A 15,698-nucleotide genomic window follows, 5' to 3' on the forward strand; every position below is an offset into this window, starting at 1 on the left:
TTACAGTGGCTGTTCGTTACATTGAGACCTGCCGTTTGCCTACCCCCTTTGGTGTCTTCGATATGCACGGCTTTGAAGAGATCGAAACAGGGAAGGAACACGTGGCCCTGACCTTGGGTGATATCAGTACCGATGAGCCTGTGCTGGCGAGAACACATTCCGAGTGCCTGACCGGTGACGCACTCTATAGCATGCGTTGCGATTGCGGCTACCAGCTCGAAGAAGCCTTGCGCAGCATTGCCCGGGAAGGGCGTGGCTTGTTGATGTATCTTCGCCAGGAGGGGCGTGGTATTGGTCTGCTGAATAAAATACGGGCGTATCGCTTGCAGGACCAAGGTGCTGACACAGTCGAAGCCAATGAGCAGTTGGGTTTTGGTGCGGATTTGCGGGATTACAGCATGTGTCAGGACATGTTGAAACACTTGGGCATTGGTCGCTTAAAGCTGATGACCAATAATCCGAGAAAGGTGAAGGCGCTTGAGTCTTATGGTGTGAACATAGTTGAGCGGGTGCCTCTGCACGTGGGCCGAAACCCCCACAACGAGCATTATCTCAATACCAAGCAGAGCAAGCTGGGCCATTGGCTTGAAACCCATCAGGACGACGATCCGGCCTGACCCCTCTTGTAAAAAAAGCGCTGGCGTTAACCAGCGCTTTTTTCTTATTTGGCCGCGCTAACCGGCCGCCCGAGCAAGCGTTCCAGCCGCCCGGCGATCGCGTTTTTGATCCCTTCAGCATTCAGTCCGCATTCGGCCAACAACTCCGACGGTTTGCCGTGGTCGACAAAACGGTCGGGAAGGCCTAATTGCATCACCGGCAGAGTCACTTCATTGGCGCACAGGAACTCGGTGACGGCGCTGCCTGCACCGCCCGCTATCGCATTCTCTTCCAGGGTAACGAGCAAGTCGTGCTGTTCCGCAAGCTCCAGCACCAAAGCCTCATCCAGTGGCTTGACGAAGCGCATGTCGGCCACCGTGGCGTTTAGCTCTTCCGCCGCTTTCAATGCGGGCTCGAGCAGCGGGCCAAAGTTCAGGATGGCCACACGTGCCCCTTCACGTATACGATGGCCTTTGCCGATTGGCAGCGGTGTCAGCTCTTGCGCGATCTCGGCACCCGGGCCGGTACCCCGAGGGTAACGCACGGCTGCAGGTCCTTCGTGTAGCAGGCCGGTGTGCAGCAGCTGGCGGGTTTCGTTTTCATCCGATGGGGTCATGATGACCATGCCGGGAATGCAGCGCAGATAACTGATATCGAACGCGCCAGCATGGGTTGGGCCATCTTCACCCACCAGTCCCGCCCGATCGATCGCAAACAGGACATCTAGGTCCTGAATGGCAACGTCATGAACCAGCTGGTCGTAGCCTCTCTGAAGAAAGGTCGAGTAAATCGCGACGACGGGCTTGGCGCCATCACAGGCAAGCCCTGCAGCGAGCGTTACCGCATGCTGTTCGGCAATGGCGACATCGAAATATCGATCCGGAAAGCGCTCGGAGAAAGCCAGTAAATCCGAACCTTCGCACATGGCCGGGGTGATGCCGACAACGCGATCATCCTGCTCCGCAGCATCGCACAGCCATTGACCAAAGACATTGGCGTATTTGGGGCTGGCCGGTTTTGGTACTACGGGTTCCGGCTTGTCGGCCGGGACCGGCTCAATCTTGTTGATGGCGTGATAACCAATAGGATCCGCCTCGGCCGGCGCAAAACCTTTACCTTTGGTGGTCACAATGTGCAAAAACTGCGGGCCGTCGAGGTCCCGGATGTTTTCCAGCGTTTCTACCAGCAACGGCAGGTCATGACCGTCAATGGGGCCGATGTAGTTGAAGCCCAGTTCTTCGAACAGGGTGCCCGGGGCAATCATGCCCTTGAAGTGCTCTTCGGTCTTTTTCGCCAGCGCCATCAGATTGGGGGTGCCGGCAAGCACCTTTTTGCTGCTGTCCCGAACCTGGTTGTACGTGCGACTTGCCAGCAGCTTGGCGAAATAATTGGAAAGACCGCCAACGTTGCGTGAAATCGACATGTCGTTGTCGTTCAGGATCACTAGCATATCGGCGTGCAGGTGGCCGGCGTGGTTCAGCGCTTCAAAGGCCATGCCTGCGGTCATCGCGCCGTCGCCAATCACGGCAATGCTTTTGCGGCCGGTGTTCTGCATGCGGGCGGCAATGGCCATGCCCAAGGCGGCACTGATCGAGGTGCTTGAGTGGCCCACACCAAAGGTGTCGTATTCGCTTTCAGCGCGTTTCGGGAAACCGGCAAGCCCGCCTTTGCGGCGAATCGTGCCCATTTGCTCTCGGCGTCCGGTCAGAATTTTATGGGGGTAAGCTTGATGGCCCACGTCCCAGACCAGGCGGTCTTCCGGCGTGTTGAACACGTAATGCAGGGCGACGCTTAGCTCCAGAACTCCCAGGCCGGCACCAAAGTGCCCGCCGGTCTGGCCTACGGTCCACAGTAGGAACGAGCGCAGTTCCCGGGCCAGTTGAGGCAGATTTTCCGGTGGCAGTTCACGCAATTGGGCCGGAGCGTCAATACGGTCCAGCAGCGGAGTGTTCGGCCGCTGTGAGGGAATTTCCCTGAATATATAAGTGTCCTGCATCAGCTCGGGTCTTTCTCGAAAATATGAGTTCTCTGGCGGGCCATTATAGGGAACAGCGGTGGCTGTTTCATGCTTCCCGGGCCAGATGTTACAAAACGGCGCATTGCCATGTGTTCATGCGGATGTCAGTGGTTTCTTGTGACCACGTAGTCAGCCATCGCGCGCAGCGGTTCAGCCTCTTGGCCAAAGCCGTCCAGTGCCCGCTGGGCTTGCTCCAGCTGTGTCGCAAGATGCGCCCGCGCACCTTCGAGCCCAAGCAGAGCCGGGTAGGTTGGCTTCGCTTTGGCAGCATCCGAGCCTTGACGTTTGCCAATGATGGCCGTGTCACCTTCGATATCCAACAGATCATCCTGAACCTGAAAGGCCAGTCCCAGTGCCCGGGCGTAATTCGCCAGAGCAGAGCGTTGCTCCGGAGTGACGCTGGCGGCGGTTACCGCGCCAAGATCCACGCTGGCTTCAATCAATGCTCCCGTCTTGTGGCGGTGCATGTTTTCAAGCTGATCGAGACTTAACTGGACACCGACAGACTCCAGATCAATGGCTTGTCCGCCAACCATGCCCGCGTGCCCGCTGGCCTGAGCCAATTTGGCGATCATGATGACCCGCTGGCTATCGGTTAATTCAGGTGCGCTGGCCAGCAAGCTGAACGCCAGTGTTTGCAGGGCGTCGCCGGCGAGAATGGCGCTGGCTTCGTCGAACGCAATGTGGGCGGTCGGCCGGCCTCGGCGCAGATCATCGTCATCCATAGCTGGCAGATCGTCGTGGACCAGCGAGTAGGCATGGATTAATTCCAGCGCACAGGCGGGGACCAGGGCGATCTCTTCGTCGCAGCCAACAGCCCGAGCGGCCGCCAGACAAAGCGCAGGGCGAATACGCTTGCCGCCGCCCAGCACGCTGTAGCGCATAGTCTCTTGCAGACGCTCAGACGCGGAGTCCTGGCGGATGCTGCGATCAAGTTCGGCATCGATGCGTTGGCGGCATTGTTCAATATAGTCAATCGCCAGAGCGGTGCGATCAGTCATCAGTGGGTATCATCCGCAGCGAAAGGGCGTGTTTCCAAGGAACCATCACTGTTCTGAATCAGCTGTTCCACCCGCTGTTCGGCCGATTTCAGGGCGCTTTGGCACTCGCGGGTCAATTTAATGCCTCGCTCGAACGCCGCCAAAGACTGTTCCAAAGGCAGTTCGCCCTGCTCCAGATCCCGAACCAGCTTTTCGAGCTCGTCCAGAGATTTTTCAAAGTCGGCTATCGATGTCTTGTCTTTGTCACCGGCCATGGGCGCCCTCCGCTCCAATGTGTCAGGAAATGCGCGGATTATAACAGAGTCCCTGCGCTATCGCTGCCAGCGGAACTCTCGCTTTTCGAGCTTCTGGGCGAATGGCCCCCAGGTTTGCTCGGTGACCTGTGTGTCACCGTCAGCAGAAAGCGTGACGATGGTGGTGGCACGGGTGCCGTAGTGCTCGCCACTGATGAACGGGGAGGAGAGAAAACGCTCGGTATCCAGCCCTACGCCGGTGTCGGGCAGCAGGTTGTCAGGGGCGGGTGTGGTGTCCTGGAGCACCGAGATCAGGTGGCTGTGCAAGGCGCTTGTGTCAATGTGAGCTGTTTCGATTGACTGGCTGACGGCGGAACGCAGGCGCAGCAGTTTGGGCCAAGGTGTTTGTAGCAGATGATTGCTCAGACCGTAGATGCCGCGGAACACCTGTCTTCCCGGGTGCGCATCCCGGTTGCTGTAGTACCAGCCCCTGTCAGGGGATAGCGACACCAGATTGAAGCCTGCGTAGCGCCCGGGCTCTGAACCCAGCGTTTCTTTTAGTTCCGGGTAGGGCAGGCTGAGCGCATTCAGGGGCAATTCGCCCCGGCTGCAGCGGCCCGCTTCGGGACTGCCTTCTCGGACATTGGTGACGGCGGCCACCCGGCCGTCAGGTGAAACGGCCAGCCAGGTGCCACCGGATTCCAGATCGCGACCGGCTAGAACTTCTGAGTCGTTGTCGGTCGTCCACCAGTCCATTGCTGCAGTGGGACGTCGGTAAAATTCATCACGATTGGCGGCAACCACAAGCGGGTATTGGCGGCTTTGGCCAAGGGCGAAAACGATGGTGCACATAGCAGGTAGTCATCCTTACTCATCGGGGCTGCAGCGATTGGCAACAATGCGTATCATACCAGCCTGAATGCTTCCCGGACCCTTAACGATTATGACCCTGATTGGCGTACTTGTTCTGTACCTGTTGCTGGGTGCACTTGCTGGCACGATGGCTGGCCTGTTTGGTATTGGTGGCGGTCTGGTGATCGTGCCTGTGCTGATTTTCAGTTTCAACTTTATGGACTTTAGTCCGGAGATTGCCGCGCATTTGGCTATTGGTACCTCGCTGGCGACCATTTTGTTTACCTCGATCAGTTCGATTCGAACCCATCACCAGCACGGAGCCGTGCGTTGGGATCTTTTTCGGCCGATGACGGTCGGAATCATTGTCGGCGCGCTATTGGGAGCCTGGACTGCAGCCATGTTAAGCGGGCCGTTCCTCGAGACCATCATCGGTGTGTTCGCCATTCTGGTGGCGCTGAAGATGATTCTGGAAGTGAATCCCATGCCGGGCCGGGACGTGCCGGGTACCGCGGGCTTGGGTGTGGCTGGCGGCTTCATCGGTTGGGCGTCTGCGATTTTTGGCATTGGTGGCGGCACGATTTCCGTGCCTTATCTGACATGGTCCAACGTCCGCATGCAGCAGGCGGTTGCCACGTCTGCCGCTTGCGGCTTTCCGATTGCTCTGGCGGGAGCGGTCGGGAATATCTGGACCGGGTGGCAGCATCCCGAATTGCCGGAGATGAGCTTCGGTTTTATATACTTGCCGGCACTCATTGGTATTGTTGCCACCAGTGTGATTTTTGCCCGATTGGGGGCGAAATTGGCACACCGCCTTGATGGCCGCCTGCTGAAACGTATTTTTGCCATTGTGCTGATTATCGTCGGCCTACGATTCCTGCTGAGCTAAGAGTCTTTCCATGTTGCAATACCCACAGATTGATCCGGTCGCGATCGCGATCGGCCCCCTCAAAATTCATTGGTATGGTCTGACCTATCTGGTCGGCTTTGCGGCCGCTTGGTGGCTGGGGACCATCCGTAGCCGTAAACCTTGGTCACCGCTGAAGGAAGAGCAAGTCGGCGATCTGATTTTCTACATGGCACTGGGGGTTATCCTCGGCGGTCGTTTCGGGTACGTGGTGTTCTATAACTTCGACGCGTTCATTGCGGATCCGCTTTGGTTGTTGCGGGTTTGGGAAGGCGGCATGGCGTTCCACGGTGGCTTGCTCGGTGTCATGGTCGCCATGGTGTGGTACGGCCGCAAAACCGGTGCCGGGTTCTGGAAAATCGCCGATTTCGTGGCGCCCTTGGTGCCGGTGGGCTTAGGGGCTGGCCGGGTAGGTAACTTCATTAACGGGGAATTGTGGGGTAAGCCCACGGATCTGCCGTGGGGCATGGTGTTCCCTCAGGCGCAAGACGCGCTGGCGCGGCACCCGTCGCAGTTGTATCAGGTTGCTCTGGAAGGTGTGGCGCTGTTTGCCATTCTATGGTGGTTCTCGGCGAAAGAGCGGCCGAAAATGGCGGTCTCGGGCCTCTTTTTGCTGTGTTACGGCGTGTTCCGTTTTCTGGTCGAGTTCGTCCGCTTGCCAGACGCGCACCTAGGGTACCTGGCCTTTGATTGGGTCACCATGGGGCAGGTATTGTCGTTGCCCATGATCATTGCTGGCGCCGCCTTGATTGCCATTGCTTACCGGAGAAAAACGTCATGAAAGCTTACCTCGACCTGATGCAAGACGTGGTTGATAACGGATTCGATAAAGGCGATCGCACCGGGGTGGGAACCCGTTCGGTGTTTGGCCGGCAGATCCGTTTCAACTTGCAGGAAGGTTTTCCACTGGTGACCACGAAGAAGGTGCACTTGCGCAGTATCATCTACGAGTTGCTGTGGTTTCTGAAAGGCTCCACCGATAACAATTGGCTGAAAGAACGCAAGGTGTCCATTTGGAACGAGTGGGCTTTGGAGAATGGCGATCTAGGGCCTATTTACGGTAAGCAGTGGCGTAGCTGGCAGTGCCACGATGGTGGCGTGATTGATCAGATCAGCGAGGTGATCGATCAGATTCGCAACAAGCCAAACTCCCGTCGTTTGATCGTTTCAGCTTGGAATCCGGCTGAGTTGCCGGATGAGTCTATTGGTCCGCAGGATAACGTGCGGGAAGGGCGCATGGCGTTGGCTCCGTGCCACTGTTTGTTCCAGTTTTACGTGGTTGACGGCAAGCTTTCGTGTCAGCTTTATCAGCGCAGTGCGGATTTGTTTCTGGGTGTGCCGTTCAATATTGCGTCTTATGCGTTGCTGACGCATATGATTGCTCAGCAGTGTGATCTGGATGTGGGTGAGTTTGTGCATACGTTTGGCGATTGTCATTTGTATCAGAATCACCTGACTGATGAGATTGTGTTTGAGCAGTTGAAGCGTGAGCCTAGAGCTTTGCCGAAGCTGGTAATCAAGCGTAAGCCTGATTCGATTTTTGATTACGAGTTGGAAGATTTCGAGTTTGAGGGGTATGAGCCTTATCCTGGAATTAAGGCGCCCATCGCTATTTGACCTTTATCGTGGACTTGGGTGGTGGCGGATAAACGGGGCAAACCCTCCAAAAACCGCTCCTTCGGCACGTCCCTGTGACGCTTCTGCTCCGCCATCCATGGCTACGCACATTTTTGGAGGGTTTGCCCCGTTTATCCGCTTCAGCATCGCGGTATGCATGCGGGGTTCTAGACGTTAAAGCGTTTATTTTGAGAGAAGCCAGCACCTAAAGTATTGCAGCGAAGGGCGGGGTGTGCTGTTCAAAACTGTGCGGAGCCATGGATGGCGGAGCCCAAGCGCCACATGGATGTGCTCGAGCGTGTTTTGAACAGCACACCCCGCCCTTTGCTAACTCCAAATTCAAATGGGGATTAGACCAAAATGAGAAAAGCACTAATCGTAGCCATGGCCCGAAACCGGGTTATCGGCCGCAACAATGCGCTGCCTTGGTATTTGCCGGGAGATTTGCGTTATTTCAAAGAAGCCACCATGGGTAAGCCCATTATTATGGGTCGGAAAACCTGGGATTCCATCGGTCGGCCGTTGCCGGGCCGGATGAATGTGGTTATTTCCCGAAATCCGGAGTGGGAAGCGCCAGCAGGAACGGTATCAGCTACATCATTGGATGCGGCTCTGGTGAAAGCTGAAGCTCAGGCTGAGCTGGATGGGGGTGAAGAGGTGATGATTATTGGTGGTGGGCAGATCTACGCAGAAGCCCTGCCAATGGTTGATCGGATTTATATCACGCAAGTGCACGCCGAAGTTGACGGGGATGCCTACTTTCCGCAAGTGAACTGGGATGAGTGGGAAGAAATCGGACGCGAAGATTTCTCCGCGTCTGACAATAATCCGTACGACTACAGCTTTGTAGTCTACCAGCGTAACCGGTCGAGCTGACCGGTTACGCCAGCTGGCTTATGAGCGCGGGGCGCGCTTAGGGCCAGGTTTTCCGCCGGGCTTGCCGCCGCCAGGACGACCTCGGCCGCCGTCTTTGCGCGGGCCGCCACCGGGCTTACCGTCTTTACGGAAGTTGCCTTTGCCATGACCGCCTTTACGGAAGTTGCCTTTTCCGGAAGGGCCGCCTCTGCGACGTGGTGGCGCTGAGGAGACTTCAGGCAGAGCTTCAGGCTGCTCAAGTGGCAGTGAATCTGGCTGCGACGCTTCCATCCAGCAGGCCAGGGCACCGGCTACTGCGGTGATGTCCATGTCGTTGCGTTCGGCGATTTCGTCCAGCAAAGCAATCGCTTTGGCGGCACGCGGATCGTCGGTGAAGCCCAGCAGTTGCGCTTCAAACTGCTCAACACGCATTTGCTGCAGCGCAGCCGGCGAAGGCAGTTGGTACGGTTCCATGGGTGAGTTGGTAGCGCGCTCCAGAGTACGCAACCAGCTACGCTCCCGTGGGGTTACAAGCAAGATGGCTTTACCGGTGCGGCCTGCACGACCGGTACGACCTACGCGGTGAATGTAGGCTTCGGTGTCGTAGGGCACGTCGTAGTTGATAACGTGGGTGATTCTGGGCACGTCCAGACCACGGGCCGCGACGTCGGTAGCAATGATGATGTCTTTCTTGCCGCGTTTCAGGTCTTCAACGGTTTGCTCGCGCTGACGCTGGTTCAGATCGCCGCTCAAGGGAGCAACGGCGTGGCCGCGGGCAGACAGTTTTTCAGCCAGCAATGTGGTTTCTGCTTTGGTGCGAACAAAGATGATCGACGCATCAAACGGCTCTACTTCCAGAATGCGGGTCAGGGCGTCGAGCTTGCGTTCGGCATAGACCGGCAGCACAAACTGGGAAATACGCTCAACGGTGCGTGTTTCGCTTTCAATGCGGACTTCTGTGGCGTTCTTCAGGTACGTCTGCGCAACTTTCTTGATCTGCGGCGGCATGGTGGCCGAGAACAGTGCGCGCTGGCAGTTCGGCGGTGTTTTGGACAGGATGGCTTCAACATCGTCGATAAAGCCCATGCGCAGCATTTCGTCGGCTTCATCAAGTACCAAGGCGCGCAGGTTTTCCAGTCTCAGGGTGCCTTTACGCAGGTGATCCAGCATACGGCCGGGCGTGCCGACGATTACTTGAGCGCCGCGTTTCAGGCCGCGAATCTGCGGCGAGAAGTCCTGGCCGCCATAAATCGGTAGAACATGGAACTGGCGGAACTTGCTGGCGTAGGTAGTGAAGGCTTCGGCTACCTGGATGGCGAGTTCGCGGGTAGGAGCCAATACCAGAATTTGCGGTTGGGCAATGTTCGGGTCAATGCGGCTCAGCAAGGGCAGGGCAAACGCTGCCGTTTTTCCGGTGCCGGTTTGGGCGACACCTAACAAATGGTTGCCGGCCAAGAGGGCGGGAATGGATTGCGCCTGGATCGGTGACGGTGTTTCGTAGCCTACGGCGGATACGGCTTCCAGGACAGCTGGGTCCAGCCCCAGTTCGGCAAAAGACAATTCTGACATGAATGTACTCGGTATTCGGAGGATATGACATTGCAAACGCAATGCATGATTTTCGAGGATTATAGTCGTTTTGTGGCTCTATTGACATATTTTATGCCGTAGGTCAGGTAGGTAGTTGCCGGGGCGGGTGTCTTGCCAGCTGCCGCGAAGTTGGGCAATCTCCATTGTTTGCAGGCTAAGGGTTGGAGAATGAACATGAAGTTTGACGAGCTTTTAACGGGCGCGCGCCTGGGGCTGGAGGTGGTGATTCCGGCGAGTTGGGGCCAGGGTCGGGCAAGCTTTGGTGGTGTGGTTGCTGCGCTGACCTACGAGGTGATGGCGTCCAAGGTGGCCTCCGGGCGGGCACTCCGGGCATTGCAGGTATCCTTTGTCGGGCCGGTGGAGCCGGATGTTCCTGCGATTTTTGAGGTGGAACTGCTGCGAGAAGGAAAGGCGGCGTCTCAGGTCACCGGGCGTATCGTTCAGAACGGCGAGCCTCGCCTGGTTTGCTTGGCGAGTTTTGGTGGGGACCGTGAGTCTGCGGTGCAGGTGACTGCTTTGCCGGGGCCGACAGCCAAACCGGTTGAGGAGTGTCCGGAGTTGCCTTACATAAAAGGCGTGACTCCGGAATTTACCCAGCACATTGAGATGCGTTGGGCGTTCGGGAACATGCCGTTTTCTGGTAAGGGTGGACGAGAAATGGGTGGCTGGATGCAATTCCGGGACGAACCGGAGGCGTTGACGGATGCCCATATCATTGCACTGGCCGATGCGTGGCCACCGGCCATTTTGCCGCATTTGAAGGGACCGGCTCCGGCCAGCTCGCTGAGCTGGAATTTGGAGATCGTGCATCCCAGGCCTGTGCTGAAATCGGATGAATGGTTGCTGTACCGGGCTACGGTTGATCAGGCGGGTTCAGGTTATGGGCATACCCATGCGGGTATCTGGAGCGCGAGCGGAGAACTAATCGCCCTGAGCCGTCAGGCGGTTACCGTCTTTGGTTGAGAGCGAGAGGCTGCCTTCAGGCAGCCATTTCGTGTTTCAGGGCGTCAATAATGACTCTGGCAAACGAGTTCGGTGAATCTTCCTGCAAGAAGTGTCCTCCCGGGAGGCTCATATGAGGCTGCCCGTGGGCGCCGGGTATGCGGCGTTGCATTTGACGGTCAACGCCTCGGGTGATTGGGTCGCCGCTGCTGAAGCAGGTAATGAACGGTTTCCGCCATTTTTCCAGCTTGCGCCAGGCTTCGCGGTTCGCAGCACCGGATGCGTCTGACTGAGACGTTGGGATCAGGGCAGGGAAGGCTCGGGCGCCGCCTTTGTATTCATCTCTCGGGAAAGGCGCTTCGTAAGCCGCCAGTTCCCGCCGGGACAGCGTTCGTTCTGTGCCGAGTTGCACCATTTTACTGACGGGAAACCACGGGCTCCGGCTGGCAAAGGCTTTCCACACTTTGAAGGAGGCCGGTACTCGGGTTTCGCCGGTTGGCAGCATGCCGTTTCCGACGATGATCCGATTGAATCTGTCCGGGTGGTCTGTCGCCAATCGCAGGCCAAGCAACGATCCCCAGTTTTGACAAACCAGTGTCGCTCCACGAATGTCGAGTGCTTCCAGCCAATGGGACAGCCAGCGCAGATGGTTGTCGTAGGAATAATCGCTGAGTGCGGTGGGCTTGTCTGATTTGCCGAAGCCGATCAGGTCTGGTGCCAGAACCCGGTGGCCGGCTTTGGCGACAACCGGGATCATGTGCCGGTATAGGTACGACCACGTGGGCTCGCCGTGCAGCATGATCACGGGAACACCGGTCGCCGGTCCTTCGTCCACGAAATGCATTCGCAGGCCGGATTCGACCTCTTGATATTTCGGAAGAAACGGGTAATCCGGTAGGCCTTCGAAGCGTGCTTCGTCGGTTCTCAGGATACGCATACCATCGACTGTCCTAACTGATTGGGTGCGCGACTGCCGGTCGACAATCTTAAGGATTCAGAATAGAACAGATGGCAAATTTGTTTGTTTGAGTTGCGTAACAGAGCGTTGTCAGTTTGAATCCGGCGCTGCCGCGTTGCGCCATTTTAGTGCGCGAGGCTGTCAATCCGGGCCATCTTTCGGGTCAATAACCGGACGACGGTTGGAACGCTTGTCATCCCAATCCAGTTCTTTGGGGTCGTACCAGCCGATGGCGTCCAGCACTTTCTCCCGGGTGCGCTCAGACAGGGTTGGCCAGAGCTCTTGAAAGTCGTTCAGGCCCAGTTCTCGATAGCGCTGTTGTTTGCTGGTGAGGCGATTGATGATTTTCGGTAGTTGCAGGGCTTCCCCTAATTGCCCAGGCACAAGAACTTCCTGCCCCATGACTTTTCGGCGATGCATGCGGGCGGCGAGCACTCGTCGCAATTCCGTGGCGGCATCAAGTGCCGTCTCAATGCTGAAGTCTTCAGATGGCAGTGGCATAACGAGTTCAGTCGTGGGTCAATAACCAACAACTATAACGCGAAGATGGCTACAGTGGCCACGCTCTCGTGATAGTCTTGGTTTCCTTTTACCTCCCCGTTTGAAGGTCTTATCTGATATGTACGCCAAGCTTGAAACACGAACTTTTCTGGCGATGCTGGTGGGCGTTTCTTTAGCGTTCGTTTTGCTCATGAAACCGTTTTTCGGCCCCATTTTTTGGGCGGTCGCGATTGCACTGATCTTCCATCCGGTGCAACAGCTTCTTCATAGGCGGCTGGGTGACAGGCCCAACATCAACGCGCTGATTACGCTCGTTGTGTGTTTGGTGATCGTCATTATTCCGGTCCTGATACTGGGGGCTGCGATGATTGGCGAAGGTGTCGGGATCTACCAGAAGATCCAGGATGGCGAAATTCGCCCGGGTGAGTACATCGATCAGGTGAACAAGTCGTTCCCGGTCATTCAATCGTTTCTTGCGCAATTTGATATTAATGTTGGAGAGCTCCGGGATCGGACCGTTAACGCGTTCCTTGGAGGAAGTCAGTTTTTAGCCAAGCAGGCGTTAGGGTTCGGGCAGAATACCTTTCAGTTCTTTCTGGGGCTGGCACTTATGATTTATTTGGCGTTTTTTCTGCTTCGGGATGGCAGCAAACTCATTGAGCTGATGATCAAGGCGCTGCCGCTGGGAGACGAGCGCGAGCGGTTGTTATTTGCCAAATTTGCCGAAGTGACTCGAGCGACGGTTAAAGGCAATCTGTTGATCGCCATTATTCAGGGGGCGTTGGGCGGGATTATCTTTGCGGTTCTCGGGATAACCGGTGCCTTGCTTTGGGGGGTGGTGATGGCGATTGTGTCGCTGTTGCCGGCCGTGGGCGCGGCGATCGTCTGGGTGCCAGCGGCCATTTATCTGGCTGCGGTGGGGGATATTGTCTCTGCGATCGTGCTCACGGTATTTGGTGTGGTGGTGATTGGTCTGGCCGATAACTTGTTGCGACCGATTCTGGTGGGGCGCGACACCAAATTGCCAGACTATCTGGTGCTGTTGTCAACGCTCGGCGGTATCGCGATGTTTGGTATTAACGGGTTTGTCATGGGGCCTTTGGTGGCGGCTTTGTTCATGGCTTTCTGGGGCATCTTTATCCGGGAGTTCAGTGAAGGCGCGGAGGCAAAGGCGGAATTACGGGACAGCGAGCACGTTTCTGAATCGTAAATTATGTTACGGTTTTTAAGCCGTAGGTGGACCAGGTGCCACAACATAATAACTAGACAGGTATCAGGAGTAGAGCAGGTGAGAACCATGAAAGCAGTTGCACGTCATATCGGTAAACCGACGTTGTTGATTGGGGCAGTCGTACTGGGAACGTTGGCCTCCACAGCTCAAGCGAACGACACCGTGGCCCTCAAGCATGCGCTTTACGGTGCCGGGTATAAAATTACCAATGTCAGTTCAACCATGGATGACAGCACGCGTGCCGAGCTGGTTCGTTTTCAGAAAGACCACGGCTTGAAAGCCAGTGGCATGGTGACTGAGGAAACGAAGAAAGTGCTGGGGATGGTTCCGGTGCAACAGGCCGCAGCATCACCTGCCGCGAATGCCGCTGCATTGTCTTCGACCAAGTCCGTTGAGCCAGCTCAGGCCGTTGCGCAAGCGGCTTCAGAGAAGGCAGAAAAAACGGAAGAAGATGAGGAATGGTCGCTCTGGTGATCGAGCAATGGAGAGAAAAAGCCCGGCTCTGAACGAACCGGGCTTTTTTGTGTCAGTCCAGTTTGGACGCATCTCTGACCGCGCCCTTATCGGCACTGGTCGCGAGCAGAGCGTAAGCTTTGAGCGCTGTGGAAACTTTGCGCTCTCGGGGCTGGGCCGGCTTCCAGCCAATAGCATCACGCTTGCTACGACGTTCACTCAACTCTTCATCGCTAAGCTTTACGTTGATCGAGCGGTTCGGAATGTCGATCAGAATGGTGTCGCCGTCTTCGATCAGGCCAATAGCGCCTCCGGCCGCCGCTTCGGGAGACGCGTGGCCGATTGACAGGCCTGAGGTGCCACCTGAGAACCGGCCATCGGTCAGCAGAGCACACTCTTTACCCAGCCCTTTGGATTTCAGATAGCTGGTGGGGTAGAGCATTTCCTGCATGCCAGGGCCGCCGCGAGGGCCTTCGTAGCGAATGATAACCACATCGCCAGACTTTACTTCATCATTGAGGATGCCGGCGACGGCGGAATCCTGACTTTCAAACACCTTGGCCGTACCTTCGAAGACAAAGATGCTTTCATCAACGCCGGCCGTTTTTACCACGCAACCGTCCAAGGCGATGTTGCCGTATAGCACTGCAAGGCCACCCTCGGATGAGTAGGCGTTTTCAACCGAGCGGATGCAGCCGTTTTCGCGGTCACCGTCGAGGCTTGGCCAGCGAGTGCTCTGGCTGAACGCGGTTTGGGTCGGGATGCCCGCAGGGCCAGCTTTGTAGAATTCGATCACTTCAGGCGTGGGCGACTGCATGATGTCCCAGGTTTGCAGGGCTTCTTTCATGGTCTTGCTGTGCACGGTTGGCAAATTGCTGTTGATCAGGCCGCCGCGGTCCAGTTCGCCCAAAATACCCATGATGCCGCCTGCGCGGTGAACGTCTTCCATGTGGTATTTGGGAGAATTTGGCGCCACTTTGCACAGCTGTGGAACTTCCCGGGACAAGCGGTCGATGTCTGCCAAATCGAAGTTCACTTCGCCTTCCTGTGCGGCAGCAAGCAGGTGCAGGATGGTGTTGGTTGAACCACCCATGGCGATATCCATGACCATGGCGTTTTTGAACGCCTCCAGCGATGCAATGCTGCGGGGCAGCACGCTGTCGTCATCCTGTTCGTAATAGCGGCGGGTGTTTTCAACAATCTGGCGACCGGCCTTCAGGAACAGTTGCTCGCGATCAGCGTGGGTTGCCAGCATCGAGCCGTTACCGGGCAGTGCCAAACCAATGGCTTCGGCCAGACAGTTCATGGAGTTGGCGGTAAACATGCCGGAGCAGGAGCCGCAGGTTGGGCAGGCGCTGCGCTCGTATTCCGCCACTTTTTCGTCGCTGGCGGTTGGGTCGGCGGCGATCACCATGGCATCGACCAGGTCAAGCTTGTTTTCCGAAAGCTTGGTTTTGCCGGCCTCCATTGGCCCGCCGGAAACAAAAATGGCGGGGATGTTCAGGCGCAGGGCGGCCATCAGCATGCCCGGGGTGATTTTGTCGCAGTTAGAGATGCACACCAGGGCGTCGGCACAGTGGGCGTTGGCCATGTATTCGACCGAATCGGCGATGATTTCGCGGGATGGCAAGGAATAGAGCATGCCGTCGTGCCCCATGGCGATACCGTCGTCGACTGCGATGGTGTTGAATTCTTTGGCAACACCGCCGGCCTCTTCAATTTCACGGCAGACCAGCTGGCCCAGATCTTTCAAGTGAACATGACCCGGTACGAATTGGGTGAAGGAGTTAACCACGGCGATGATCGGTTTGCCGAAATCCTCGTTTTTCATACCAGTTGCACGCCAGAGGGCGCGAGCTCCGGCCATGTTCCGGCCGGCTGTCGATGTGTGCGAACGATACTGGGGCATGATGTGCTTTTCTCTCCCGAATGATCTTATTAAAG

The 15,698-nt window shown here is 56.8% G+C and carries 16 protein-coding genes; 8 read left to right on the forward strand and 8 right to left on the reverse strand.

Annotated elements, in window-relative coordinates:
- Positions 1-5 precede the first annotated feature (5 nt).
- A complete protein-coding gene (gene ribA, locus Q9245_RS10990) occupies positions 6-617 on the forward strand; it encodes a GTP cyclohydrolase II (RefSeq protein WP_114332903.1) in 612 nt (203 codons plus the stop codon).
- Between the two features lie 44 nt (positions 618-661).
- Here the strand turns inward: ribA and dxs are convergent, their stop codons facing one another.
- The 4 genes from dxs to Q9245_RS11010 form a co-directional block, all read right to left on the reverse strand.
- Positions 662-2,593 (reverse strand): 1-deoxy-D-xylulose-5-phosphate synthase, encoded by a 1,932-nt coding sequence (gene dxs, locus Q9245_RS10995; protein ID WP_305897233.1) that lies wholly within the window; start codon positions 2,591-2,593, stop codon positions 662-664.
- 125 nt (positions 2,594-2,718) lie between these two features.
- Positions 2,719-3,615: a (2E,6E)-farnesyl diphosphate synthase gene (gene ispA / locus Q9245_RS11000; protein ID WP_305897234.1), complete on the reverse strand. Its 897-nt coding sequence runs from the start codon at positions 3,613-3,615 to the stop codon at positions 2,719-2,721.
- Positions 3,615-3,869 (reverse strand): exodeoxyribonuclease VII small subunit, encoded by a 255-nt coding sequence (locus tag Q9245_RS11005; RefSeq protein WP_133006394.1) that lies wholly within the window; start codon positions 3,867-3,869, stop codon positions 3,615-3,617. Before Q9245_RS11005 ends, ispA begins: the two co-directional genes overlap by 1 nt.
- 57 nt (positions 3,870-3,926) lie before the next feature.
- The gene (locus Q9245_RS11010; protein WP_305897235.1) at positions 3,927-4,700 is read right to left on the reverse strand and encodes an NRDE family protein; all 774 of its coding nucleotides are present in this window, start codon (positions 4,698-4,700) and stop codon (positions 3,927-3,929) included.
- 91 nt (positions 4,701-4,791) lie between these two features.
- Between Q9245_RS11010 and Q9245_RS11015 the strand changes: the two genes are divergently transcribed.
- The 4 genes from Q9245_RS11015 (at position 4,792) to Q9245_RS11030 (ending at position 8,100) form a co-directional block, all read left to right on the forward strand.
- Positions 4,792-5,589 (forward strand): sulfite exporter TauE/SafE family protein, encoded by a 798-nt coding sequence (locus Q9245_RS11015; protein WP_305897236.1) that lies wholly within the window; start codon positions 4,792-4,794, stop codon positions 5,587-5,589.
- 10 nt (positions 5,590-5,599) lie between these two features.
- Entirely contained in the window at positions 5,600-6,388 is a 789-nt protein-coding gene (lgt, locus tag Q9245_RS11020) for a prolipoprotein diacylglyceryl transferase (protein WP_305897237.1), read from the forward strand.
- Positions 6,385-7,224 (forward strand): thymidylate synthase, encoded by an 840-nt coding sequence (locus Q9245_RS11025; RefSeq protein WP_305897238.1) that lies wholly within the window; start codon positions 6,385-6,387, stop codon positions 7,222-7,224. Before lgt ends, Q9245_RS11025 begins: the two co-directional genes overlap by 4 nt.
- 360 nt (positions 7,225-7,584) lie before the next feature.
- Positions 7,585-8,100 (forward strand): dihydrofolate reductase, encoded by a 516-nt coding sequence (locus Q9245_RS11030; RefSeq protein ID WP_305897239.1) that lies wholly within the window; start codon positions 7,585-7,587, stop codon positions 8,098-8,100.
- An 18-nt stretch (positions 8,101-8,118) separates the two neighbouring features.
- Here the strand turns inward: Q9245_RS11030 and Q9245_RS11035 are convergent, their stop codons facing one another.
- On the reverse strand, positions 8,119-9,648 hold the full coding sequence (locus Q9245_RS11035; protein WP_305897240.1) for a DEAD/DEAH box helicase: 1,530 nt from the start codon (positions 9,646-9,648) through the stop codon (positions 8,119-8,121).
- 195 nt (positions 9,649-9,843) lie between these two features.
- Here Q9245_RS11035 and Q9245_RS11040 point away from each other — a divergent pair, with 195 nt between their 5' ends.
- Complete coding sequence (locus Q9245_RS11040) at positions 9,844-10,632, forward strand: acyl-CoA thioesterase II (protein ID WP_305897611.1); 789 nt, start codon at positions 9,844-9,846, stop codon at positions 10,630-10,632.
- A gap of 16 nt (positions 10,633-10,648) precedes the next feature.
- Here the strand turns inward: Q9245_RS11040 and Q9245_RS11045 are convergent, their stop codons facing one another.
- Both Q9245_RS11045 and Q9245_RS11050 read right to left on the reverse strand, forming a co-directional pair.
- Entirely contained in the window at positions 10,649-11,548 is a 900-nt protein-coding gene (locus Q9245_RS11045; RefSeq protein ID WP_305897241.1) for a haloalkane dehalogenase, read from the reverse strand.
- A gap of 162 nt (positions 11,549-11,710) precedes the next feature.
- Positions 11,711-12,070, reverse strand: a complete 360-nt coding sequence (locus Q9245_RS11050; RefSeq protein WP_305897242.1) for a hypothetical protein — start codon at positions 12,068-12,070, stop codon at positions 11,711-11,713.
- 118 nt (positions 12,071-12,188) lie between these two features.
- On the opposite strand from Q9245_RS11050, the gene Q9245_RS11055 reads away from it, so the two are divergent.
- Positions 12,189-13,280, forward strand: a complete 1,092-nt coding sequence (locus Q9245_RS11055) for an AI-2E family transporter (protein ID WP_305897243.1) — start codon at positions 12,189-12,191, stop codon at positions 13,278-13,280.
- Positions 13,281-13,367: 87 nt separating this feature from the next.
- The gene (locus Q9245_RS11060; RefSeq protein WP_305897244.1) at positions 13,368-13,775 is read left to right on the forward strand and encodes a peptidoglycan-binding domain-containing protein; all 408 of its coding nucleotides are present in this window, start codon (positions 13,368-13,370) and stop codon (positions 13,773-13,775) included.
- 52 nt (positions 13,776-13,827) lie between these two features.
- Here the strand turns inward: Q9245_RS11060 and ilvD are convergent, their stop codons facing one another.
- Complete coding sequence (gene ilvD / locus Q9245_RS11065; protein ID WP_305897245.1) at positions 13,828-15,663, reverse strand: dihydroxy-acid dehydratase; 1,836 nt, start codon at positions 15,661-15,663, stop codon at positions 13,828-13,830.
- Between the last annotated feature and the right edge of the window lie 35 nt (positions 15,664-15,698).

It is taken from the genome of Marinobacter sp. MDS2, assembly GCF_030718085.1.
Taxonomy (GTDB): Bacteria; Pseudomonadota; Gammaproteobacteria; order Pseudomonadales; family Oleiphilaceae; genus Marinobacter.